Source organism: Pseudomonas sp., assembly GCF_035554175.1.
Taxonomy (GTDB): domain Bacteria; phylum Pseudomonadota; class Gammaproteobacteria; order Pseudomonadales; family Pseudomonadaceae; genus Aquipseudomonas.
Genome location: NZ_DATMIV010000023.1, coordinates 72,076 through 96,235, shown reverse-complemented (window position 1 = coordinate 96,235; position 24,160 = coordinate 72,076). Strand labels below are relative to the sequence as shown.

General features: G+C 62.9%; 14 protein-coding genes. 7 read left to right on the top strand and 7 right to left on the bottom strand.

The genetic code is table 11. The annotated features are described in order from the left end of the window. Positions 1-60: 60 nt before the first annotated feature. Positions 61-11,781: a BapA/Bap/LapF family large adhesin gene (locus VNV36_RS12820; protein ID WP_325718079.1), complete on the bottom strand. Its 11,721-nt coding sequence runs from the start codon at positions 11,779-11,781 to the stop codon at positions 61-63. Positions 11,782-12,212: 431 nt separating this feature from the next. Further along, a complete protein-coding gene (locus VNV36_RS12815) occupies positions 12,213-13,100 on the bottom strand; it encodes an alpha/beta hydrolase (protein WP_325718078.1) in 888 nt (295 codons plus the stop codon). Positions 13,101-13,118: 18 nt separating this feature from the next. Here VNV36_RS12815 and VNV36_RS12810 point away from each other — a divergent pair, with 18 nt between their 5' ends. Continuing rightward, positions 13,119-13,343 carry a DUF2188 domain-containing protein gene (locus tag VNV36_RS12810; protein ID WP_253501027.1) on the top strand — a complete coding sequence of 75 codons (225 nt, stop codon included), beginning with the start codon at positions 13,119-13,121 and terminating at the stop codon, positions 13,341-13,343. A 101-nt stretch (positions 13,344-13,444) separates the two neighbouring features. After that, a complete protein-coding gene (locus tag VNV36_RS12805) occupies positions 13,445-13,687 on the top strand; it encodes a hypothetical protein (protein WP_325718077.1) in 243 nt (80 codons plus the stop codon). A gap of 194 nt (positions 13,688-13,881) precedes the next feature. Here VNV36_RS12805 and VNV36_RS12800 read toward each other — a convergent pair whose 3' ends face one another. Further along, positions 13,882-14,796 carry a LysR family transcriptional regulator gene (locus VNV36_RS12800; protein ID WP_325718076.1) on the bottom strand — a complete coding sequence of 305 codons (915 nt, stop codon included), beginning with the start codon at positions 14,794-14,796 and terminating at the stop codon, positions 13,882-13,884. Between the two features lie 134 nt (positions 14,797-14,930). Here VNV36_RS12800 and VNV36_RS12795 point away from each other — a divergent pair, with 134 nt between their 5' ends. Genes VNV36_RS12795 through VNV36_RS12785 form a run of 3 tightly spaced genes read left to right on the top strand, consistent with a single transcriptional unit; the run spans position 14,931 to position 17,193 of the window. Continuing rightward, on the top strand, positions 14,931-15,959 hold the full coding sequence (locus VNV36_RS12795) for an alpha/beta hydrolase (RefSeq protein WP_325718075.1): 1,029 nt from the start codon (positions 14,931-14,933) through the stop codon (positions 15,957-15,959). Positions 15,960-15,982: 23 nt separating this feature from the next. After that, positions 15,983-16,420, top strand: a complete 438-nt coding sequence (locus VNV36_RS12790) for a cyclophilin-like fold protein (protein WP_325718074.1) — start codon at positions 15,983-15,985, stop codon at positions 16,418-16,420. A gap of 11 nt (positions 16,421-16,431) precedes the next feature. Next, entirely contained in the window at positions 16,432-17,193 is a 762-nt protein-coding gene (locus VNV36_RS12785; protein WP_414705509.1) for a carboxymuconolactone decarboxylase family protein, read from the top strand. Positions 17,194-17,238: 45 nt separating this feature from the next. On the opposite strand, the gene VNV36_RS12780 is transcribed toward VNV36_RS12785, so the two are convergent. Beyond that, positions 17,239-18,231 carry an AraC family transcriptional regulator gene (locus VNV36_RS12780; protein ID WP_325718072.1) on the bottom strand — a complete coding sequence of 331 codons (993 nt, stop codon included), beginning with the start codon at positions 18,229-18,231 and terminating at the stop codon, positions 17,239-17,241. A gap of 63 nt (positions 18,232-18,294) precedes the next feature. Between VNV36_RS12780 and VNV36_RS12775 the strand changes: the two genes are divergently transcribed. Beyond that, positions 18,295-19,539, top strand: a complete 1,245-nt coding sequence (locus VNV36_RS12775; RefSeq protein WP_325718071.1) for an MFS transporter — start codon at positions 18,295-18,297, stop codon at positions 19,537-19,539. Between the two features lie 54 nt (positions 19,540-19,593). Here VNV36_RS12775 and msrA read toward each other — a convergent pair whose 3' ends face one another. Together msrA and VNV36_RS12765 are read right to left on the bottom strand one after the other, a co-directional pair. Next, a complete protein-coding gene (gene msrA / locus VNV36_RS12770) occupies positions 19,594-20,100 on the bottom strand; it encodes a peptide-methionine (S)-S-oxide reductase MsrA (RefSeq protein WP_325718070.1) in 507 nt (168 codons plus the stop codon). 90 nt (positions 20,101-20,190) lie between these two features. Beyond that, positions 20,191-21,207, bottom strand: coding sequence for an alpha/beta hydrolase family protein (locus tag VNV36_RS12765; protein ID WP_414705513.1), 1,017 nt, complete (start codon positions 21,205-21,207; stop codon positions 20,191-20,193). Between the two features lie 252 nt (positions 21,208-21,459). Between VNV36_RS12765 and VNV36_RS12760 the strand changes: the two genes are divergently transcribed. Next, positions 21,460-21,978 (top strand): GNAT family N-acetyltransferase, encoded by a 519-nt coding sequence (locus VNV36_RS12760; RefSeq protein WP_325718068.1) that lies wholly within the window; start codon positions 21,460-21,462, stop codon positions 21,976-21,978. Positions 21,979-22,007: 29 nt separating this feature from the next. On the opposite strand, the gene VNV36_RS12755 is transcribed toward VNV36_RS12760, so the two are convergent. After that, complete coding sequence (locus VNV36_RS12755) at positions 22,008-24,134, bottom strand: TonB-dependent receptor family protein (protein WP_325718067.1); 2,127 nt, start codon at positions 24,132-24,134, stop codon at positions 22,008-22,010. Positions 24,135-24,160: the final 26 nt, after the last annotated feature.

The following is a 24,160-nucleotide window of genomic DNA, read 5'->3' as shown; positions in this document are numbered from 1 at the left end:
AAAAACTGACTCCACAGACTTCCCTTACTGTTGAGAGACGGACGTTGCTGATGTCGTGTTTCAAACCACTTGAATGCCGTTCTGCACCCACAAGTGGTGGCTCGGATCCTCCTGTGCCGTGTATTGAACATAGTCGACGCCGTCGGCCTGTTGCGTGCCGTCCACCGTCCAGCCATCGGTCATGTGCACGCTGTCCTTGCTGTCACCCTTGATCAGCAGGGTGTTGTTGTCAGCCGACGTGATCGCCAGCAGATCGCCGAGGTTCAGCGTCAGCGCTACCGCACTGGAATGGTTGAGGTCGAGGATTTCGACGTTGTGGATTTTGCTCTGCAGATCGCCGAGGTTGATCGACACGTCGCCGCCGGCCCAGAGCAGGGTGTCGGTGCCGCTGCCGCCATCGACCGAGGTGAACTGCTGGTCGGCAATGATCAGCGTGTCGTCGCCGGCGCCGCCTTGCAGCGTGATCGCGCCACCGTGCGAACCGTCCAGGGTGTCGTTGCCTTCGGTGCCCTGAATCAATTCACTGCCTGCGGCGTGCGCCATACCGAGGTCATCGCTGGCCAGGGCCGAGAACGCGGTGCTGGCGAAAGCGCCGGCCTTGTTCAGGTCGATGGTCAGGGTGGCGGTGTCGACGGTGCCGTTGGGGTGGGTCAGTTGGTAGGTAAAGGTGTCTTCCTGTCCAATCACCGCATCGGTCAGTCCGGCCTTGAGCGTGTAGGTGTAGTTGCCGTTGGCCTGCACCAGCAGTGTTCCGTAGTTGCCGACCAACGAGACGCCGTTGTAACCCGGCGCCACGTAATTGCCGGCGACCAGCACACTGAGCAAGGTGTACACCGAGCCCAGCACATCGGCGCCGCCACCTGCGGTGTCGGTGAGCAGATTGCCCGACACCGGCGTGTAGCTGCCGACCACAAACTGGTTGGTGTAGGACGCCACGTTGATCAGGCTGGTGTTGACGCTGGTGAGCAGACCGACGCCGCCTACCGCCACCCGGACCTGATAGCTGCCGGCGGTCTGGTCGTCGAACTTGATCCCGTAGTTGCCACCACCAAGATTGACCAATGCGTTACCGCCGTAGCTCTTGACCAGCACGTACTGGTTGGTGGCGGTGTTGAGTTTGTACAGGCCCACCGTCATCGAACCCAGGAGCGTCAGCAGGTTGCTCGAATTGACCACCACGGTCAGGTCGCTGACGGTATTGGTCGCGACCACGGTGTTGTAGTTGCCACTGCCGCCGCCCAGCAGCACGTTGAAGGTGCCGAGATTGGAGTTGGTGGTGACTTCGCGGTTGACCAGGGTGATGTCGGTCGAGGCGACGTCCGGCGTGGCGTCAACCAGCAGCGCGGGGCTGCCGAGGTTGGCGTCATTCCAGACTTCGGTGGCTTGCGGGCTGTCGATGCGCACATACAGATTGGCGGTGTCGCTCAAGCCGTTCGGGTGTACCAGTTGGTAGTTGAACACGTCGACCTTGCCGACGCTGCCAACACTGCCGTTGGGCTTGTAGCTGTAGTTGCCGTTGGCATCGATGGTCAGCGTGCCGTACAGACCCTGCACGGTGGTGCCGGCACCGGCGCTGACCCAGGCGCCGTTCTTGAAGATCTGCAATTGTGCACCGTTGTCCGGGCCGGTCTGGTCGACCGTGCCATCGACGCCGACGTTGGTGATGACGTTGCCGGTCACGGCCGGCCCGGCGACGCCGTTGAATTGCGTGAGGCTGCTGACGTCCAGTTGCAACTGCGTGTTGACCGTGGTCAGTACGCCGATGCCAGTGCTCGACACCGTCAGGCGGTAGTCGCCTGACAGCAGATTGCCGATGTCGACCCGCACGCCCTGGCCGGTCAGGGCGATCAGGTCGAGCAGGCCACCGCTGCCATTGACATCCAGGGTGACCCAGTTGCCGCTGGCATCCTTCACTTGCAGGGTATAGACCACGCCGTCGATCAGCGAAATCAGGCTGCCGGTGGTCAGCGTCAGCGTCGGGTCAAGACGCGTCCCGCTGGCCACCGTGAAGGTGAAGGTTTTCGAGAAACCGGACAGCAGCGTGGTGAACGAGTCGTTGAACGTCTGCGACGCGGTGGCCGGGGTGAGGGTAACGGTGCCGACGGCGAGGTTGTCGCTGGCAATCACTGGCGCGTTGACGTCGACATCCGGCGCAGTGACGTTGGCTGCGACGGAGACGTTGCCGCGAGCGTCGGTGAGATTGACGGTGAGTTTTTCGCCGTTGATCTGCGCGCTGCTCAGGGCAATGGTGAACACCCCGAGGTTATTGACGGTGCCGGTGCCCAAAACGCTGCCGGTGGCCGACTTGATGGTGACGGTTGCTCCCGCCTCACCGGTACCCGTGACGGTCAGACCGTCGGCACCGACCAGCAGCGCCGTGGCGGCGGCAGGCGGCGTCAGGTCCGGTGCCGTGGCGGTCACCGCGAGCGAAACGTTGCCGCTCGGATCCGCCTGAGTGACGCTGAGCACCTGGCTGTTGATTTGCGCCGAGGCCAGCACCACCGAGAAGCTGCCATTGGCGGCAACGGTCGCGGTGCCGAGCACCACACCGCCGACGCCGCGCACGCTGATGGTCGAACCGGGCACACCGATACCGGTGAGCAACGTGCCGCTGCCATTGACGCTGACAGCAGTCGGTGCGCCGGGTGCGGTGACGTCTGGTGCTGTCACGCTGGCGTTGGGCGACAGGTTGCCGGCCGGGTCGACCAGACGCACGGTCAACAGTTGGCCGTCCAGTTGCGCGGTATTGAGGTTGAAGCTGAACGTGCCGCCACTGCCCACGGTAGTGGTGCCGAGCAGCGCGCCGCCCGGGCCATACACATTGACCGTCGCCCCCGCTTCGCCGACGCCGCTCAAGGTCAGGCCATTGGCAGCCAGGGCCAGACCGCTGGCTGCGATCGGTGCCTGCACATCGCTTGCTATCAGGTTGAACACCGGCGACAGATTGCCCGCCGGATCCGCCTGTTGAACGTTGAGCTGTTGCCCGTTGAGCTGTGCGCTGGACAGCTGCACGGTGAAGGTGCCGCCAGCATTGACCACCGCGGTGCCCAGTACGGTGCCGGCGGCGTTGGTCACGCTGACGGTGGCACCGGCTTCGCCCGTGCCGCTGACTGCCAGCCCGGTACCGTTCAACGCGACATTGGCCAACGGTGCCGGCGCCGTGGTGTCGGCGACGGTGAGATTGGCGGGCGGCGAAATATTGCCCGCCGCATCACTCTGCGTGACGCTCAACTGTTGGCCGTTGAGTTGTGCCGACGACAAGGTCACCGAGAAGCTACCGTTGCCAGCTACGGTCGCCGTACCCAGTACCGCGCCACCCGCACCGCGCACAGTGACGGTGGCGCCGGCTTCACCGAGCCCGCCGAGCACCAGACCCGCGCCGCTCAGCACCAGCGCTGTCGGTGCCGCCGGGGCAGTGATGTCAGGCGCGGTGACGTTAAGACCTGGCGACGTGTTATTGGCCGCGTCGGTTTGCACAGCGTTAAGCAATTGACCGTTCACCTGCGGCGTATTGAGCTGCGCGCTGAACGTGCCATTGGCGCCGACCACCGCATTGCCGAGAATTGCGCCGCCAGCGCCGGTGATGGTGACCGATGCGCCGACTTCACCGCGACCGGTCACCACTGTGCCATTGGCATTGACGAGCAGATCGCTCAGTGGCGCCGGCGCCGAGGTGTCCCCCGCGATGATTTCACTCGGCAGCGAAGCGCCACCCAACGCGGTATTGGCGGTGACCTCCAGGGTCTGGCCATTGGTTTGCGCAGGCGTCAGCACCACACTGAATGTGCCATCGGCGCCGGTGACGGCAGTGCCGATCAGCGCGTTGTTCGCACCGTAGACGTTGATGGTAGTGCCGATTGCCGCCGTGCCGGTCAGCGTCAGGCCATCGGCGCTGAGCAGCAGATTGGCTGGTGCGTCCGGTGCGGGAACCGCCGGAACCGTCAGGCTTGCGTCTGCCGACACGTTGGTAGCCCCGTCGGTCTGGTTCACCGTCAGCACCTGGCCGGCGGTGATGCCTGGGGCCAGATCAATCAGGAACGTACCGTTGGCCGCGACCGTGCCACTGCCGACGACATTGCCCAACGCGTCGGTCACTTCGACCGTCGCGCCGGCTTCGCCACGCCCGGCGAGCTGGGTCAGGTCGCCGCTGATGGTAAGCCCGGTGACGGCATCCGGCGCGGTGATATCCGGCGCCGGGTAGAGCAGCGCCGGCGATGCGTTCTGCGCCTCGTCCGTGGCGATCACCGTCAACAGCTGGCCGTTGGCCTGGGCCGGATTGAGCGTGACGGTGTAGGTGCCATTACTCGCCGTAACGGTCGTACCCAGCAATGTGCCGTTGGCAGACAACACCGTCACGGTGCTGCCCGCTTCGGCGGTGCCCGCGAGCAGCGTGCCTGCGCCGGTCAACGAGGTGACTGTCGGCGCAATCGGTGCGGTGCTGTCCGGCGCGTCGACGAGTACCGGCTCGGAGAGGTTGTTTTGCGCATCGGCCTGAACCACGGACAGCGTCCGGCCGTCGAGTTGCGCGGCTGACAGGGTGACGCTGAAGCTGCCGTCTGCCGCGACTGTCGCCGTGCCGAGCACCAAGGCGCCGTCACGCACGGTGACGGTTGCCCCGGGCTCGCCAGTGCCGGTCACGGTCAAGCCGTCCTGGCTGACAGTGAGGTCGGCGACCTCCAGCGGATCGGTGCTATCGCCCGCTTGCACGGGCGCTGCTGGCGAGATGTTTGACGCCAGATCGGTCTGATTGACGCTCAACAGCTCACCGTTCACTTGCGGCGGATTGAGGGTCACGCTGAATGTGCCATTGGCGGCCACTGTTGCCGAGCCCAGCACCGTCCCGGTCGCGCTAAGCACGCGTACGGTGGCGCCGGCTTCACCGGTGCCGGTCAGGGTCAGCCCGTCGGGCGTCAGCGCGAGGCCTGCGGGCGCGGCCGGCAGGGTGATATCCGGCGCAGTAATGGGCACTACAGGCGAGGGATTGCCCGCCGCGTCGCGCTGGATCACCGACAAGGCTTCACCGTTGAGCAGCGGCTGATCGAGGGTCACGCTGAAACTGCCATCGGCAGCGACGATGCCGGTGCCGACGATGGTGCCGAGGGCATTGGTGACGATCACTTGCGAACCGGCCGCGCCGGAGCCGGTGACAAGGCTGCCGCTGGCATCGATTTCGACATCGGTCAGCGCCGCCGGCGGGGTGCTGTCAGGTGCAGTCAACGTGCCCGCAGGCGAGGCGTTGCCAACCGTATCGGCGAGCACCACGAACAGCGCTTGGCCATTGGTTTGCGCCGGGGTCAGGGTGATCTGGAAGCGCCCGTCGCTACCCACCGTGCCCGTGCCCAGCTCGGTGCCATCGGCGGCCGTCACGCGGACGCTGGCGCCGACTTCGCCGGTACCGGTGAGCAGGTCACCGTCGGCATTGAGCAACAGATCGACCGGCGTCGCGGGCGGGGTCAGATCCGGTGCAGTGACCGCCACCGGAGCACTGACGTTACCGGGTGGGTCGGCCTGTTGCACGCTGAGGATCTGTTCATTGATCTGTGGTGGATTGAGGGTGACGCTGAAGGTGCCGTCGCCGAGCACCACACTGGTGCCGAGCAAGGTGCCGTTGGCATCGCGCACGGTCACGGTGGCGCCAGGTTCGCCGGTACCGGTGACCAGCGCGCCGGAGGCATTGATGGCGACGTTGGCCAGTGGATCCGGCGGAGTGAAGTCGGGGGTTGTCAGGTTCACCGCAGCGGAGTCGTTGCCCGCAGCGTCGGCTTGCACCACGGTGATCACTTCGGCATTGGTCAGCGCCGGAGTCAGGGTCAGCGTGAAGGTACCGGTCGGGCTGACGACGGCGGTACCGAGTACATTGCCGTCGCTGTCGATCACCCGAACCTGAGCGCCAGGTTCGCCGCGTCCGGTGAGGGTCGCGCCGTCACCGCCAATGCTCAATTGCGACACGGCCGCGGTCGGCGTGCTGTCCACCGAGGTGAATGGTGTGGCCGCCGAGGTGTTGCCGGCGGCATCCGTCAGCGACACGGTCAGGGCCTGGCCGTTGGCTTGCGGCGCGGTAAGGTTGATCGCGAAAGTGCCATCGATGCTCACGGTGCCGGTGCCGACCAGCGTGCCGGCAGCGTTGTAGACGTTGACCGTGGTGCCGGCCTCACCGGTACCGGACAACACTGTGCCGTCCGTGCTGACGGCCAGCGCCGCTGGCGGATTGGGCGCGACCAGATCCGGCGCGATCAGGTTGACGCTGCTGGACTCGTTGCCGGCGGTGTCGGCCTGACTCAGGCTCAGGGTCTGGCCCGAGGTTTGCGCCGGGCTGAGGGTGACACTGAAAGTGCCGTTGGCCGCGACTACCGCGCTGCCGAGGGCAACCCCGCCAGTGCCGAGCACGGTTACCGTGGCGCCGGCCTCACCGCGCCCGGTCAAAGTGCTGCCGTTGGGTGCCAGGCTCAGTTCACTGAGTGGCGTTGGCGCGGCAACGTCAGCGGCGGTGTAGTCAGTCGGGGACGAGTTGATGCCGGTGCTCGATGTCGCCACGGCAGACAGTTGCTCGCCGTTGAGTTGCGCGGCATTGAGCGTCACGCTGAAGGTACCGTTGGCCGCGACGAGCGCACTGCCGAGCAGCACGCCCGACGCATTGCGAATGCTCACGGTGCTGCCAGCGGTGGCCGACCCGGTTAGGGTCAAGCCGTCGACACTGAGGGCCAGATTGGTCGGCGCGCTTTCCGCCAGATTGCCCGGTGCGGTCACCGGCGTCGCCGGCCCGGTGTTACCGGCGGCATCGACCTGCAGCACCGAGAGGGTAGATCCGGCGACTACCGCAGGCGACAGCGTGAGGCTGAAGTTGCCGTTGGTGCCGACGGTGGCGGTACCCAACAGATTACCGCCGGCGTCCCGAACTTCGACACTGGCGCCGACTTCGCCGGTACCGGTCAATGTGGCACCGCTGGCGCTGATCGCCAGATTGCTCGCCGCCAGTGGCGCTGTGGTGTCGGCGGCATTGACGGTGGCCGGGGCGGACGGATTGCCCGCCGCGTCAGTCGCCGTCACGTTCAACGCCTGGCCGTTGACTTGCGGGCTGTTGAGGGTGATCTGGAAAGTGCCGTTTGCGGCGGCCGTGGTGGTACCGAGGACATTGCCCTGGCTGTCGCGTACGGTCACCGTGCTACCGGCCTCGGCGTTGCCGGTCAGCTGCACGCCTGCCGCGTTGAGGTTCAAAGCGCTTGGAATGGCTGGCGCGGTCAAGTCCACCGCGATCGCTTCAACAGCGGTGGAGACGTTGCCCGGCGGATCTTCCTGAGTAACGGTCAACACCTGGGCATTCAGTTGTGGTGTGTTCAGCGTCACGCTGAACGCACCGCCGCTGCCGACCTGCGCCGTGCCCAGCAACGTGCCGTCAGCGCTGCGCACCGACACCGTGGCACCGGGCTCGCCGTGGCCGGTGACGGTTACGCCGTCAGCATTCACCGCGACTTGCGTCAGTGCCGCCGGTGGGCTGATGTCGGGCGCATTGACGCTGGTCGACGGCGACACATTGCCGGCAGGGTCAGTCTGGCTGATCGCCAACGCCTCGCCATTGGTGGGTGCGGGCGCCAGGGTCACGCTGAACGTACCGTCGGCACCGACCACGGCGCTACCCAGCACAGTGCCGCTGGCGTTGGTGACAGTCACTGTCGCCCCGGCTTCACCGGTGCCGCTAAGCGTGCTGCCATCGGCGCTGATCAGCGGATTCTGCACCGCGGCTGGCGGTGTGGCGTCCACGGTGTTCACGCCTGTCGACGTCGATGTATTGCCGTTCGCATCGGTCAGCGTGACCTGCAACGTTTGCCCGGTGTTCTGTGCGTTGGGCAGGGTGACCTGGAAGTTGCCGCTCTGATCGACCAGGCCAGTAGCCAGCACAGTGCCGGCAGCATCGCGAACCGTCACGGTGCTGCCGGCTTCGCCCTGACCTTTGACCACAGTGCCGACGTCATTGATGGTGACGCCGGTCGCGGCGGCGGGCGGCTGCAAATCTGCGGCGATGACGCTGGCAGGCTGCGACAGGTTGCCGGCGGCATCGCGCTGAATGGCGGTGAGTGCCTGGCCGTTGAGCTGCGCCGGCGTCAGCGTAAGGCTGAAGCTGCCATTGCTGGCGACCAGTGCGCTACCCAGCACAGTACCGCTGCTGTCAGTCACGGTGACCGTCGCGCCGGCCTCGCCTCGGCCGGTCAGCGCGGTGCCATTGGCATTCAGCACCAGGTTGGTCACGGCGTCCGGCGGCGTGCCATCGGCAGCGGTCACAGTGCCAGGAACCGAAACATCACCGTCGGGACTGGTGGCGGTGACTTGCAATACCTGCGCATTGATCTGCTTGGCGCTGAGTAACAAGGTGAAACGCCCGAAGCTGTTGATCAGCCCCGAGCCGAGTACCACGCCATTACTGCCAGTTACAGTCACCGTGCAACCCGGGGTTCCCGCGCCGGTCAGGGTGAAACCGTCGGCGCTCAAGGCCAGATCGCTCGGCGTAGCCACTTGAGAACCATCTGGGCCTGCCAGCGGCACTGCTGGCGAATCGTTGCCGCCGCCGTCAGTGCTGATCACTTCGAGGCTGCTGCCAGTGCCCGCCGCTGGAGAGAGCGTGACGACGAAGCGGCCATCGGCGCCTGCCGTTGCGGTGCCCAGAACACTGCCACCGGCGATGCTCACGGTGACCGTGGTGCCGGGCTCGGCGAGACCGGACACCTGCGTGCCGTCGGGGTTGATCGCCAGATCGCTGACCGCTGCCGGAGGGGTGCTGTCCGGTGCGGTGACGCTGCCCGCCAGCGAATCGTTGGTGCCGTCCGACACCACCACTTGCAGGGTTTCGCCATTGGTCTGGGCGGTATCGAGATTGACCGTGAACGCGCCAGTGCCGTCAGCGGTTGCGGTGCCGATGACGTTGCCGGCGGCATCCAGTACCTGCACGGTGTTATTCGGCTGCGTCGTCCCGGTCAGCGTGGTACCTGCCGGGTCGATGACCAGACCGGTCGGCGCGGGCGGGGCGGTGATGTCCGGTGCGGTGACCGGGGTGGCGGTTGAGGGCAGGTTGCTCGCATCGGTCTGGATGACACTCAGTACCTGGCCGTCGAGCTGCGCCGGACTCAGATTGACGGTGAAACTGCCGTCACTGGCAACGACCGTAGTGCCAAGCACCGTGCCGTCAGGGGCGGTCACTGTCACCGTGCTGCCGGCTTGTCCGGTCCCGGTCAAGGTCACGCCGTTGCTGCCAAGCACGACATTGTCAGGCGCAAGCGGCGCGGTAGTGTCTGCCGCTGTAAATGGCGTGCTGGGGGAAACGTTCACGCCATCCGATTGGCTGACCTGCAGTTTCTGGCCGTCGGTCTGCGCGCTGTTCAGTGTTACCGAAAATGCACCAGTGCCGTCGACGATTGCGGTGCCAAGGGTATTGCCGGCCAGATCCTTGACCGACACCGTTGCACCCGGTTCGCCTCTACCGGTCAGTTGCGTGCCGTTTGCATCCAGGGCCAGGTCTGACGGCGCGGTGGGCGCCTGAATATCGGGTGCCTCGACCGGCACTGCCGGAGAGGCCGAGGTCGAGCCGTCGGTCTGCACGACGCTGAGGTTCTGGCCGTTGGTTTGTGGCGTGGACAGGTTGATTTCAAAACGGCCATTGCTGCCGACTACGGCAGTGCCCAATACCACGCCGCCTGCGTCGGTGACCGTCACGGTCGCGCCGACCTGACCTGCACCAGTGACCACCGCGCCGTTCGCCGAGATGTTCACATCGGACACTGCAACCGGCGTCGTCAGATCCGGTGCTGTCACATTGACCGGCGCCGAAGGGTTGCCATCAGCGTCGGTCTGAATGACCTGCAGTTGTTGCGCGTCTGTCTGCGCGGTGCTGAGGTTGACAGTGAAATTGCCATCGGCACCGACGGTAGCGGTGCCGATGATATTGCCCGCCGCATCGCGCACGGTAACCGAGGCGCCGATTTCACCCTTGCCGGTCAGCGTCTGGCCCTGGCCATCGAGCGTGAGGTTGGACACCGCCGCTGGGCCCTGGGTGTCAGGCGTCACGTAGTCCAGCGGGGCAGAGGTGTTGCCAGCGGCGTCGCTCGCACTGATCTGCAACGTTTCGCCATTATTCTGAGGACTGCTCAGCTGCACGGTGAAGGTGCCGTCCGCTGCAACGATTGCCGAGCCGAGCAGGTTGCCATTGGCATCGCGGACGGTGACGGTTGACCCAACCTGGCCGCGCCCCTTCATCTGTAAGCCATCCACGCTCAAGACGATGTCGCTCGGCTGAGTCAGACCATCCAGATCGACCGCAATGAGGGTCACCGCCGGCGAAGGATTGCCGGCTGCGTCGGTGAGCTGCACATTCAGGGTTTCACCGTCGATTTGCGCTGCGTTGAGTTGCACGGTAAACGAGCCATCAGCCGCCACCAGCGCTGTGCCGAGCAGGGTGCCTTGGGCATTGGTGACGCGCACGGTACTGCCAGGCTCGCCGCGGCCGGTGACCGTGAGGCCATCGCTGCTGATGGCCAGATCAGTCGCAGCGGCGGGTCCGGTGATGTCCGGGGCATTGAATGTCACCGCCGGCGATTGCGCACCGACGCTGTTCAACGCCACGACGCCGATGACCTCGCCGTTGGCCTGCGCCGGGCTCAGCGTGACGCTGAAGGTACCGTCAGCGCCCACCGTCGCGCGGCCGAGCAAGTCGCCATTGGCGGCACGCACTTCAATGGTGGTACCGGCCCGGGCGGTGCCTGTCAATTGACTGCCGTCGCCGCTCAAGCCAAGGTTGCCGGGTGTCTGCGGTTCGACGATGTCCGGCGCAGTCGTGGTGGCGGCAGGGGAGGTATTTCCGGCCGCATCGATAGCATTCACGGTCAGCGGCTGACCGCCGGTTTGCGCGGGGCTGAGCGCGACGCTGAACGTGCCGTCCGCCGCCACGACGGCGCTGCCGAGCAGGGTGCCGTCGGCGCCGCGCACCTGGATGGTTGCACCGGCTTCACCGGTGCCGCTGAGTCGGGTGCCATCGGGGCTTACAGTCAGATTGGCCGGTACTGTCGGCGCAGTGGTATCCGGTGCGGTGACCGAGCCCGGTGTGGACACGTTCCCGGTTGGGTCGGTGAGGGTGACGTCGAGCGGCTGACCGTTGTTTTGAGGCGTGCCCAGATCGATCTGGAAACTGCCGTCAGGGCCCACGGTTCCAGAACCCAAAAGATTACCCGTCGCGTCGCGTACTTGCACCAGACTGCCGGGTTCGCCAAAGCCACTGAGCACCCGACCATCGGCGGACAAGGTCAATCCCGTCGCAGGGGACGGAGGTGTCGTATCGCTGCTGCCTCCACCGCCGCCGCCACCACCGCCGCTCCCGCCCGCAGCGGCCGCCGCACCGCCTGCGCCCAGCAGGCCGAGCCCGGCAATCGCCCACGCGGGCGTTGCGCCATCCACCACGCCGACACCGGCAATCAGATCGTCCAGTGAATTGATTTTGTCAAAGGTAAAGCCATTGAACGGCTCGGCGTTGTAGCGCGCCTGCCACAGCGTGGCGTCATCTCCCTGGAAAACGATGTCATTGGGAACGCCTTCAGGGCTGGTGACGAAGAAATTGGAGATTTTGATTTGCTCGCCGGACTTCAGGTTAACGATCAAATCCTGACCGCTCCGGCTGGTTGACGCCAGTTGGTCGGGCCTGACTGGAATTTGTACAACTGAAGGCTGGGTAAGCTGAACATTGCCCCAGTTTTGGGCGGTGAGCTGAGAATTGGCTTTGTCGGCGATGACGATGTTGTCCATTACTACTCCCTGTAAATGCATGGGTGGACGTCCACGGTTGGTTTTAAAACCATAGATAGGGAGTGTGAATTGCAGCTGCCTGATTTTTGGCTGGAATCGAAAGTTGAAGATCCCGAAAAGCTATCTAACTGATAAATAATGGAAAGTACCAAGGCGACCGTTTGTCGGAACGTTGGATCCAAGCATGTTTGGGTGAAACAAAATGTGTCATCGCCGCCATGGGCGTAAAGTCCAGAAACGTGAATTGCAGCTGAAGCCAACTCGGTGACGGCGATGCGATATCAAGCAGCTCAAAGCCTTTGGCTTGTCCCGGAATTGCCTGTCCGCGAAGGTATTAATCCGAAAGAACAGGACCCTGGAAAAAGTTGTACAAGAATTTCGAGCCTTGATGGTTTTACGTTTCAGCAGCGATTTTCTGGCTCGTTAACACTTCATACGCTAGCTATTGATCGTCGAAGTGATCGAACGATATCGAGTGCTGATTGGTCGGTGACGTCACCCGTATGCTGATCGAACATGTGTGGCGCCCCAGGATAGACATGCAGCTCTACCGCAATCCCCGCGCGCGACAGGCGCATGGCAAATGCAACGTCTTCCTCAAGAAACAGATCCAGCGCACCAACTGCCAGGAAAGTGGGTGGCAAGTCACTCAAGTCTGTCTGCAGGGCCGGCGAAAACCAGCCGATTCGCTGGTCATCCAGTGGGTAATTTGCGCGCAGGCATTGCCAGCAGAACCGGTTGGCCTCGGGCGGCCAACCAATGATCCCGGTCGTGCCGTTTTCATGAGGCGAGGCTGCGCTGCCGGAGCGGTAATCGAGCATTGGATAGATCAGCACCTGGCTGGCGATGGGATACTCGCCGCGGTCACGCGCCAGAATCGCCAGCGCCGCCGCCAGTCCTCCGCCAGCGCTGTGCCCCATGACGTGCACTTGCCCGGCGTCGATGTTCAACGTTTGCTGCTGGGCGACCATCCAGCCAAGGGCGCTGTAGCAATCTTCCAGGGGAATGGGGAAGGGGTGCTCGGGGGCGAGACGATAATCGACGGCGACGATGATTGCCTCGAGTTCTTCGGCCAGATCGGCCAGGTAGTCGTCCGCCATTTCAGGTTGGCCGAGGACAAAACCTCCCCCGTGGATGTACAGGATCGCAGCGACGTTATTTCCCCGTACCGTGCGGTCGGGCTGGTAAAGACAAAGGCGCAGACTCTTGCCGTCGTGATGGAAAGCGAATTGGGTCACGAGTTCGCTTATTGAGGCCGGATGCAATTCTTTCAAACTCTCTGCAGCGGCCAGGGTCAATCCATTACCGGTCTTGATCATTCAATCAGAGGTGAAGGAATGGATAACTACCACATCAACAAAAACCAGCAGCGCTGGGAACTGGTCAAAGAGGGCGCGCAGCGTGCGTCCAAAACAGCTTCGACCAAAGCCGAGATCACTCAGATCGCCAGCGAATTCCTGCAAGACAAAACCGCCTCGCTGAAAATCCATAAAGAGGACGGCACGATCCAGGAAGAACGCACCTTCCCGCGCGCTGCGGATCCGCGCAAAACCAAAGGCTGAGCCGCCTGTTATTCTCTGCGTTCATCGCCTCTTCAGAAGGGTCTGATTATGGTCATTGCATGTCTGGGATGGGGGTCGCTGATCTGGAGGCCGGGGAAGCGATGAGCGCCCGGAGCCAGGCGCAGATTGCCGCTATCTTTGATCAGCTGTTTGCACTGCGAGAAAGTGTCGACATTCTCCAGCACGTGGAGAGCGGTAGCGTCGAGTCGCTTCGTGGTCATCAGACCGTCGACGCCCCCGAGTCGATGGATCTGGTGTTTCAAAAGCTGCATGAAGACATCGCCAGCATGGAGGAAACCCTGGCGACGATTGCCGAGGCTACCGGCGACGTGCCGAAGTTGTGAGGGGGGCGCGGGGGGCATGCAGAGATGATGTGCCTGGTCTGGCGCCTTCGCGAGCAGGCTCGCTCCCACAGTGGACTTGTGAATCGATTGATTTCCCGGATCTGACGCAAAACCCTGTGGGAGCGAGCCTGCTCGCGAAGGCGGTGTATCTGGCTCTTGCTCTGTTGGGTGTGCCGACGCTATCGCGAGCAGGCTCACTCCTGCACTACGGCTGGGTCTCTCACCACGCGCAACGCAGCCACCACCAGTGAAAACGCCGGCGACGGTTGTCGGCGGCTGGGGTAGTAGAGGTGGAAGCCACCGAACGGTTCGCACCAGTCTTCCAGCACTCTGACCAACCGGCCCTCACCCAGATGAACACCGAACTCGTCTTCGGGCAGGTAGGCAATTCCCAACCCGTTCACAGCTGCGTCGGCGATGTGCACAGTCGAATTGAATACCAACTGGCCATCGACCCGCACTTTCAGCTTTTTGCCCTGACGCTCGAATTCCCAGGCATCGACACCGTCGTAAGTCGGAAAACGGATGTCGATGCAGCGGTGCGCCGTCAGATCGCGCGGATGTTGCGGGGCTGGGTGTTGGGCAAAGTAGCTGGGCGAAGCGACCACGGCCATTCGCAGTGGTGGGCCGATCGGTACGGCGATCATGTCCTGGGCGACGGTATCGCTGAAGCGCACACCGGCATCGAAGCGGTCGGCGACGATGTCACGAAAACCGTAGTTGATATCGAACTCGACCTTGATGTCCGGGTATTGCAGCAGTAGCGGTGTCAGCTTCGGCAGCAAGGTGGTCTTGATGATGTTGTCGCCGCAAGTGATGCGTACCGTACCGGCAGGCTTGTCGCGCAACTCGCTCAGAGCGTCCAGCTCGGCTTCGATTTCATCGAAACGATGGCCCACGGTGTGCAACAGCCGTTCGCCCGCCGCCGTCAGTGACACGCTGCGCGTGGTGCGGGTCAGCAGGCGAATTTTCAGACGCGCTTCAAGCGCCGAGACTACCTGGCTCACTGCCGACTGCGTCACGCCCAGCTGCACCGCCGCGCGGGTGAAACTACCGCTGCGGGCGACGGTGACGAAGGCGAGCAGGTCGTTGAAGTTGGGTTTGGCCATGGCGCAACGCTCGGGGTTATTGATTAGCTGCGTTTATAACCGCATTAAGCACTCATTAGCTAATCAAAGCCTCAAGCCTGCGCAACAATATCCCCACCTCGACCTCGCCTGGCTTCTCGATCAAGGACGCCCCCATGAAACGACTGTTCGTACTGCTCGGGTTTCTCCTGAGTTCATTCACTGCATTCGGAGCTGACATGTCCCACGGTGCCGACAACTTTTTCAAAAGCGACAAGGTGACCATGCAGAGGGTCAGCTTCAAGAACCAATATCAACTCAACGTCGTCGGCAACCTGTTCATCCCCAGGGGAGTCGATCCGGCAGCACGTAGCGCGGCGATTATCGTTGGCCACCCGATGGGCGCAGTGAAGGAGCAAAGCTCCAATCTGTATGCGCAGAAACTGGCGGAGCAGGGCTTTGTCACTCTGTCGCTGGACCTGTCGTTCTGGGGTGAAAGCGAGGGCGCGCCACGCAACGCAGTGTTACCGGACATGTATGCCGAAGACTTCAGCGCCGCCGTCGATTACCTCGGCACCCGGCCATTCATCGACCGCGAGCGCATCGGCGTGCTGGGCATCTGCGGCAGCGGCAGTTTTGTGATCAGTGCAGCGAAAATCGACCCGCGGATGAAAGCCATTGCCACGGTCAGCATGTACGACATGGGCGCGGCCAACCGTGACGGCCTCAAGCACTCGCAAACTCTTGCGCAGCGCAAGCAGATCATCGCGCAAGCGGCCGAACAGCGTTACGCCGAGTTCACCGGCGGCAAGGTCGAATACACCGGCGGAACGGTGCTGGAACTGAAGGCCGACACGCACCCGATCCAGCGTGAATTCTTCGATTTCTACCGCACCCCGCGCGGCGAATTCACCCCGGCCAGCTCGACGCCGCAACAGACCACGCGTCCGACGCTGAGCAGCAACACCAAGTTCATGAACTTCTATCCATTCGTCGATATCGAGAGTATCTCGCCGCGCCCGATGTTGTTTATCGCCGGTGCCGAAGCGCACTCGCGCGAGTTCAGCGAAGAGGCATTCCGTCTCGCCGGGCAGCCGAAAGAGCTGGTGATCGTAGCGAATGCCGGCCATGTCGATCTGTATGACCGGGTCGAGCAGATTCCCTTCGCCAAGTTGACGCAGTTCTTCCAGAGCAACCTGAAGTAACGCCCAGGCGACGGAGCAGAGTCATGCAAATCTTTGCGAATACCTGGAAGGGATTGGCGCTGATGACATGGGTGCCCTTTGCTCTGTCTGCCACTACCGCTGCGCAGGACACCACGATGTGGATGACTGTCGGAGAACACCGCTTTGCAATTGCTCTGGATGACAACCCGAGCACACGGGAACTGCTCACGCGATTGCCCCTGAGCCTGGACATGACCGACCTGCACAGTAACGAAAAATACGCCACCGTGCAGCCGCCACTGCCCACCCGGCCGTACCGCCCGGGCACGATCCACAATGGCGATTTCCTTTTGTACGGCGACGATACGTTGGTGGTCTTCTACCAAACCTTCGATTCGGCTTACCGCTATTCACGTCTTGGTCGCATCGACCGCCCGCAGGACTTGGCTGGGGCCTTGGGGCGCGGCGATGTGCGGGTGACGTTCACTTTGGATGAGTGAGGAGATCATTGATGAACCGGACAACGCTGCATCAACGGCGTCTTCTTCGAGCCGCAATCCTCGGCTGCGCGGTCCTCACCAGCGCAGTCTGCGTGAATCCTCTTGGCGCCAATCCTTCCCGATCACCGGAGAAATCGATCATGAAAGAACAGCCTCTGACCCTTAAGCAACTGGCGATCGCTCCGATTGCCGCCAACGCCGCCATCGGCGACATGCCGCGTTTGCACGACGCCCTCAATCGCGGCCTCGACGCTGGGCTGAGTCTCAGCGAAACCAAGGAAATTCTGGTGCAGCTGTATGCCTACGCCGGATTCCCGCGCAGCCTCAACGCCTTGTCCCTGCTGATGAACGTCGTGGAGGAACGCGCCGCGCGGGGCATCGAAGACGCGCCAGGACGCGAGCCCGGCCCGGTGCCGTCGGGGTATGCGCTGACCGAACTCGGCACTGACAATCAGACCCGCTTGGTCGGCGCGCCAGTGTCCGGCCCGCTGTTCGAATTCGCCCCGGCGATCGATCAGTTTCTGAAAGTGCACTTGTTCGGCGACATCTTCGCTCGCGACAACCTGCAATGGACGGATCGGGAACTGGCGACTGTTGGCGCGCTGGCAGCGATGGCTGGGGTGGAGTCGCAACTGGAGTCGCATTTGAAGATCAGTCTGAATGTGGGAATGACGGTTGAGCAGTTGCGGCAAGTGGCGCAGGAATTGGAGGCGCGTGGGGATTTGCAGGCTGCGCAACGGGTGAGTGCAGGGCTGGACAGAATCCGGCGGTGAGGGTGGCACAGAATGAGTGCGGTTCTGTTACGGCGATTTTTGTCTTCAGCGCTGGCGCCGACTTGCTCCCGGCGAGCTCCCCGTGATGCGCTTGAACGCACGACTGAACGCTGCTTGGGAGGTATAGCCCAAGCGTTGCGCCACTTTTTCGATCGGCATCCTTTCCAGCGTCAACCACTGACTGGCCAGGCGCATTCGCAGTTCGGTCGCGTAGCGCAGCGGCGGGGTGCCGAGGATGGTCTGGAAGCGTTCGGCGAAGACCGAGCGTGAGGTGTTGCACAGCGTTGCCAGTTCGGCGACGCTCCAGTCGCGGCCCGGTTGTTGGTGCAAAGCCAGCAAGGCCTTGGCCAGACGTGGATCGCGCAGGGCGGCGACGAGACCAGAGGCGTTGCCGCAAGCGCATTCGACCCAGCCGCGAACGATCATCGCGGCCACCACGTCGGCGAGGCGAGCGAGAATGCCGGCGAAGCCGATGCGCGCTGCGCTGACTTCGCGTTCCATGGTCGCGAGGATCGGCACCAATCCCGGATAACGCTGCCCGCCTGCGTCGATCAGCATAAGTCCGGGCATCAGCCGACCGAGACCTTGCAGGCTGCCGAGTTCGAACTCCATACAGGCACTGAAGAGCAGAGCGCTATCGCGCGAGTCGGTGCTTTGCCCGACCTGCACCGCACATACCGTTTCGCCGAGTGGAGCGGCGACGGCGCTGTCAATGTCCTGCACTTCGGCACCTTTGTGTGACAGCAACTGGTGCGCGGCACCATGGGCAATGAATACCGCATTGCCTACCGACAATTCGTACACGCTGCCGTCCTCAAACCGCAACACCGCCGATCCAGCGGCAATGAAGTGAAAATACGCATGGCCTAGTTTGTCGCTGAAACCCAGGCCATACGGCGGACCGGCGTGGATCCGTCGATATTGCACGCCACGCAGACGCATGCTGCGCAGCAATTCAGTGATGAGGTCTGAGGACAGTGAGAAGGGATCAGTGTTGCTCATGTTCGGGGTTTCGATCAAAAGTTCAAGACTGCGCATCATAGATCATCCTGACTGCTATCAATAGACTGCCCTCTCGACAATGTCTGAGGAAGTCTTGCGATGAATGATTGTGTATGTGACGGGCAGTCCGGCCTGGGCACGCGCGCTGACGAGGAGCCGACGACACCTGCGTGGATGGCGGTGTTTTCGCTAGCGATGGGAGTGTTCGGTCTGCTCACGGCGGAATATCTGCCGGCCAGCCTGCTGACGCCGATGGCGCTCGATCTCGGCGTCAGCGAAGCGTTGGCCGGCCAAGCCGTGACGGTGACAGCGGTTGTGGCGTTGTTTGCCGGATTGCTGGTGCCAGGATTGACGCGCAGCCTTGATCGGCGGCTGGTGTTGCTCGGTTTTTCGGGACTGATGATCGCTTCGAATCTGCTGGTCGCGTTCTCGTCCAGCCTCACGGTCTTGCTGATGATGCGAATCCTCCTGGGCATAGCCTTGGGCGGTTTCTGGAGCATGGCGGCGGCCGTGGCTATGCGTCTGGTGCCGGCCGCGCTGCTGCCGCGTGCGCTGTCGATCATCTTCAGCGGGATCGCTGTGGGTACTGTGGTGGCGGTGCCGTTGGGCAGTTATCTCGGCGGACAGTTTGGCTGGCGCAGTGCGTTCTTCGCGGCGGCAGCCGTTGGCGTGGTGACGCTGGTTTTTCAAATGTTCACGTTACCGAGTCTGACGCCCCATCGTCCGTCACGCCTGCGCACGGTGCTTGAGGTGTTGCTGCGGCCGGGCATTGCTATCGGCATGTTCGGCTGCGTATTGGTGCACACCGGTCACTTCGCGTTGTTCACCTATATCCGGCCATTTCTCGAAAGCACCACTGGCGTCGGACCGCAGGCCTTGGCGTTGATGCTGCTCGGTTTCGGAGTGGCGAACTTTGCCGGCACGCTGTTCGCCGGCTGGCTGTTGCAGCGCAGTCCGCGCGGCACGTTGGTGCTGATGCCGGTGCTGGTGGGTGTTGCTGCGCTGGCGCTGGTCGGGTTGCCGGCTTCAATCACCGGGCAGGCGTTGCTCCTGGCGCTCTGGGGCATGGCCTTCGGTGGCGTGCCGGTCGCATGGTCGAACTGGGTGGCGCGCTCGATACCCGATCAGGCAGAAAGCGCGGGCGGCATGGTCGTGGCGTCGGTGCAGTCGGCGATTGCCGCAGGCGCTGCTGCCGGAGGTGCAGTGTTCAGCTTCAGCGGCATCCATGGTGTGTTTGTCGCGGCCGGGCTTCTGATGTTGCTGGCGGCGGTACTGATCGCACTGCGGGTCAATGTCGATGTGCCGGAACCGGGCACGGCGGCAGCGGCGCCGGTGCATTTGTAACTCGATCAGGGTGCGGCGTTGGCGAGGCACCGAGCCCGGCCAACGCTGTTGTCGTCAAGCGTGCTTGGGCAGTTTCCAGTTCGGCCGGATGAAGTGGCAGGTGTAGCCATTCGGAATCCGCTCCAGGTAATCCTGGTGCTCGGGTTCCGCTTCCCAGAACGGGCCGGCCGGTTCGATTTCAGTGACCACTTTGCCCGGCCAAAGCTTCGAAGCGTCAACGTCGGCAGCGGTGTCTTCGGCGACCGCGCGCTGCTTGTCGTTGAGGTAGTAGATCGCCGAGCGATAGCTCGGGCCAAGATCGTTGCCCTGACGGTTCGGCGTGCTCGGATCGTGGATCTGGAAGAAGAACTCGAGGATCTGCCGGTAGCTGATCACTGCCGGATCGAACTCGATCTCGATGGCTTCGGCGTGGTTGCCGTGGTTGCGATAGGTCGCATTCGGCACATCGCCGCCGGTGTAACCGACGCGGGTTTTCAGCACACCCGGGTAGCGACGCAACAGATCCTGCATGCCCCAGAAGCAGCCGCCGGCGAGAATGGCAGTTTCGGTTTGAGTGGTCATGGCGTGTACTTCCTCTTGGGGACAATGGCGATACTGACTGTTATGAGGGCGGGGTGGCCGATTCCAAGGTCATGAGCAAACGGACTTTGTTTAACGGGTGCGCTCGCTGGTAGCGGTCTGCGCCAGAAAATCGCTGATCAGTGACGTTACCTGTTGCTGAATCACCGCACGTGGCCGCGCATTGTCGCCATCGCGGCAAATGATGCCGTCACCCGCGCTGTCTTCTTCGAGCAAAGCCTCCGCACCCGGTTTGCAGAGCGACATGAAGCTGAAATGGCTGGCATCGGCGATCTCGATATAACGTGTCGACGCCTGAGGCAGACGCTTGGCCAGATCCGCTGACTCCAGTACTGCCGGCAGATCCTGCGACGGCGCTCCGGCGGCGATCACCAGCGTCGGCACTGGCAATGTCGCAAGGCTCTGGCTGGTCATGCCGCGCGACAGGCCCAGATCCAGCGAGACCACAGCGGCGACGCGCTTGTCGCGCAGGTCACCGGCCAATGCTGTCTTTAATTCCGGGGTGCCTACCGGATTCATTTGTTGATAGACCTTGCAGCTGGAAAGCTGAGTATGTGCTTTGCAATCCTGCGCGAACTGGTCCGGGTCAAACCGCGCACCGGCGATTTCCAGCGCAGTCCAGCCACCGAGTGAGTGGCCGACCGCCGCAATCCGATCCTTGGCGACGGTGCCGAATTTATCCGGTTGGGAAGTGATTGCATCAATCACCCGGCTCAGGTCGGCGGGGCGCTGCCACAACTGTGCGGCCGCCTGCGGGCTGCGGTCATGAGTGGTGGTTCCGGGGTGGTTGACGGCAGCGACGATATAACCCTGGTGGGCCAGCGCACTCGCCAGCCAGGCCTGATTGCTCCAGTTGCCTCGGTAACCGTGGGACAGGACCACCAAGGGATGCTCGCCGACCACGGGGGCAGCATCACGAACGGCAGAGGCACCGACAAAGACCGCGTCGTCGGCGATCAATTGTGCAGCGGCTGTGGTGGTGCCGGGATACCAGACGACCATCTCGAGCGGACGGTTGTTTTGCCGGTCGGGGAGGGTGGTGGACTGGATGCCGATGGCACTGATGTCAGCCAGCGTTGCGGTGGTCATGAAGCTAAGAAGCAGGGCGGTGAGCGATTTTTTCACTAGGGCGGTCATCCATGATGAGTGAAATTCGGCGGATCTTGTCCCTGGCCAAAGCCTGAGGGAAGATTCATAGCTTGCCTGATAATGACTTGGCGTCACCAGCGAACTATCGAATCCCATAGCAAAAGCGACGGGGTAGAGTGGTTCATGCGGTTCGCATTGAGCGATGAACCAGCAGGTTGTCTTCCAACCACTCACTTACAGCACAGGCCCGCGATGAATGTAGTCATCCGTTTTGCCACATCGGCAGATGCGCAGTTCCTGCCGGCGATTGAGATTTGCGCTGCGCAGGCGTTCAGATTGATTGACGGATTGAGCTGGCTGGCCGAGTCGGCTCCCATGTCCGTAGATCGACATCGTGAACTCATTGGCTTATCGACTTGTTGGGTCGCCGTGGATATGCAAGACCGGCCGCAGGGATTCCTGAGTGCCGAGCGGCATGTCGATGATCTTCATATCCATGAACTATCAGTGAGCCATTCGATGCAAGGAAAAGGTTTGGGACGGCGTCTGGTCGAGGCAGCGAAGGATTATGCGCGATCGAACAGGCTGCGTTCCCTAACGCTCACAACGTTTAAAAATGTCCCATGGAATGCACCTTTTTATGCGCGCATGGGGTTTGAAACGAAAGCGCAGGCCAACCTGGACAAACGGTTGGCTGCGCTATTAAACGAAGAGTATGCCCACGGTTTTGCTGCAGGAAGTCGGTGCGCCATGGCATGGCGGGTGACCTGAACAAAGAAAAACTCACCGCACGCCGGGCTTTACAGCAAATTCCAGGAAACCCCGACATACACCCCCATCCCTTCACCCGGCGTCGAGCGTGCGGCGTCCAGTCCTTTGTCGTCATACCCCGGCGTGACAGTCGCGGCGTAGCGTTTTCCGGTCAGGTTGCGCATGTCGACCCAGCCTTGCCAGTCACCCTTTGGCGCGTTGTAGCCCAGGGTGGCGCCGAACAGGGCGTACGGGTCGGCGTAGTAGCTGTTGGCGTAGTCCACGGCGACCTTTGACACCAGCTGCGTGTTTACGGCAGCGAAGAAGCCCTGCGGCCAGTCGTAACGCAGTTCGCCCTGGTAATAATGCATCGGCAAACCCGGCAGGCGGTTATCGCCGAAGCGCTCATCGTCGCGGTAGTGGAAGTCGCTGAAGGTGTAGGCCTGACGCAGGCTCAACCGGCGCCCGTCGGCAGCGCTCCAGAGTTGGCTGTCGAGGCTGGCCTCGATGCCCTGATGCACGGTCGCACTGGCGTTGAGTTCATAGGGCGTGACGGCATTGGCGTTCGGCAGTACCGAAAGCAGTTCATGGCGAACTCGCGCGTAATACCACGCCAGGCTCCATGCGCCGATTGCACTGTCGCCACGGCCGCCGAGTTCCAGAGTGGTTGCGGTCTGGTTTTGCAATTCGATCGGGTCGCGCTGGGTGCCAGTGGCGGCGCCGCTGCCGGCCGGGAAGCGCACGTTGGAGCTGTAAATCAGCGACCACGGGTGCGGCGCCTCGACCGAGCGGCTGAGGTTGCCGAACACTTGCACGTCCGGGGTGAGCTGATAGCGCAGGCCGATACGCGGTGCGTAGTCCCAGTCATTGAGGCTGGTTTTGCCGCCGCCTTGCGGATAGGTCACGGCACTTTCGCGGCGGGTGTAGATGGCGGCGAGGCCAGTGGTCAGCCAGAGGTCGTTGGCGATCTCCAGGTCGTTGCCGACATGCAGAACGGTGTCGGAACCCTGATAGGTGAAGTTGCGCATGCGCGTGCCCGGTGCATAGCCGGCGGTGTTGCCACTCGGAATGCGCACGAACTCACTGGCGCCGTCGTTGGGCAGATGCTTGGTGACGCGCAAGCCGACATTGCTGCGGCTTTCCATGCCGAGCAGGGTGTCGCGGCGCTTGTAGTCGAAGGTGCCGCTGACGTCGGTATAGGCCACCTTCAAGCGGTTCGGGCCTTCGCGCAGGTCCATCGGGTAGTCGTGGTAGGCGAGACCGGTCTGGATGCTGGAATCGTCGTCGATGTAGAACGTGGTCTTGTTGCCGATGAAGGTGCTGCCCGGTTGCTTGCGGCTGTCGTCGCGCGCCACATACGCCGGGTTGGCTGCCCGTGGACTGTGTTCGATGGAGTGCTTGGTCACCCGGCCGGCCAGGTCGTTGTCGGTCTCGCGATAACGAAAATAGAAGCGGGTTTCCAGGTTCGGATTGAAGCGATAACCGAAGTTGGCAATCAGGCCTTTGCGGTCGCTGGCGGTGTGATCCTGATAGCCGTCAGCGTCGGCACCGGTCAGCGACACGTAGTAATCGAAATCCCCCAGCACCTGCCCGGAACTGATCTGGCGCTGCTGATAGCCGTAGCTGCCGGTGACGTAGCGCACTTGCAGTTTTGGCGCGGTGTAACCGGTGTGGCTGACGTAATCAATGGCGCCACCCAGCGCCAGCGAGCCGCGATCAAACCCGTTGGCACCGCGCAGCACTTCGACATGCTCGACCCACAGCGGCTCAAGCAACTCATAGGGCGTGCCGCCCGGGCCGGTCAGTGGCAGGCCGTCGAGCATCGTGTACAGCCCCGACGCATGGGCGCCGGGCGCGCGATTGATGCCGGAACCGCGGATGGAAATCTTCACGCCTTCGTTGCCTGCCGACTGCGCATAGACCCCTGGCTGATAGGCCAGTACGTCCTGATTACTGGCAACGCGGCCCTGCGGCGGCCTGCGCATGTCGACCACGTTAGTGCCGCCGGGCACCTGTTCGAGGCGCTCCCCGGCCTCTTCGACCGTCGCATCAGTGCCACTGCGATCATCCGCCGAAATCAGCACCTGCCCCAACTGCAGACCTTGGGTCTCGGCCATCACCGGGCAGGCGAGGGCCAGTCCGAGCAGGGCAGTGGGCAGTGATTTGGGCGATGGCATCGGAAAAACTCCAGCAAGCAGGGATC

Coding starts and splice junctions, on each gene's coding strand:
- msrA (WP_325718070.1), bottom strand. CDS start 20,100: ATGACCACTCAAACCGAAACTGCCATTCTCGCCGGCGGCTGCTTCTGG.
- VNV36_RS12810 (WP_253501027.1), top strand. CDS start 13,119: ATGGATAACTACCACATCAACAAAAACCAGCAGCGCTGGGAACTGGTC.
- VNV36_RS12800 (WP_325718076.1), bottom strand. CDS start 14,796: ATGGCCAAACCCAACTTCAACGACCTGCTCGCCTTCGTCACCGTCGCC.
- VNV36_RS12785 (WP_414705509.1), top strand. CDS start 16,432: ATGAACCGGACAACGCTGCATCAACGGCGTCTTCTTCGAGCCGCAATC.
- VNV36_RS12795 (WP_325718075.1), top strand. CDS start 14,931: ATGAAACGACTGTTCGTACTGCTCGGGTTTCTCCTGAGTTCATTCACT.
- VNV36_RS12780 (WP_325718072.1), bottom strand. CDS start 18,231: ATGCGCAGTCTTGAACTTTTGATCGAAACCCCGAACATGAGCAACACT.
- VNV36_RS12790 (WP_325718074.1), top strand. CDS start 15,983: ATGCAAATCTTTGCGAATACCTGGAAGGGATTGGCGCTGATGACATGG.
- VNV36_RS12760 (WP_325718068.1), top strand. CDS start 21,460: ATGAATGTAGTCATCCGTTTTGCCACATCGGCAGATGCGCAGTTCCTG.
- VNV36_RS12820 (WP_325718079.1), bottom strand. CDS start 11,781: ATGGACAACATCGTCATCGCCGACAAAGCCAATTCTCAGCTCACCGCC.
- VNV36_RS12805 (WP_325718077.1), top strand. CDS start 13,445: ATGAGCGCCCGGAGCCAGGCGCAGATTGCCGCTATCTTTGATCAGCTG.
- VNV36_RS12775 (WP_325718071.1), top strand. CDS start 18,295: ATGAATGATTGTGTATGTGACGGGCAGTCCGGCCTGGGCACGCGCGCT.
- VNV36_RS12765 (WP_414705513.1), bottom strand. CDS start 21,207: ATGACCACCGCAACGCTGGCTGACATCAGTGCCATCGGCATCCAGTCC.
- VNV36_RS12755 (WP_325718067.1), bottom strand. CDS start 24,134: ATGCCATCGCCCAAATCACTGCCCACTGCCCTGCTCGGACTGGCCCTC.
- VNV36_RS12815 (WP_325718078.1), bottom strand. CDS start 13,100: ATGATCAAGACCGGTAATGGATTGACCCTGGCCGCTGCAGAGAGTTTG.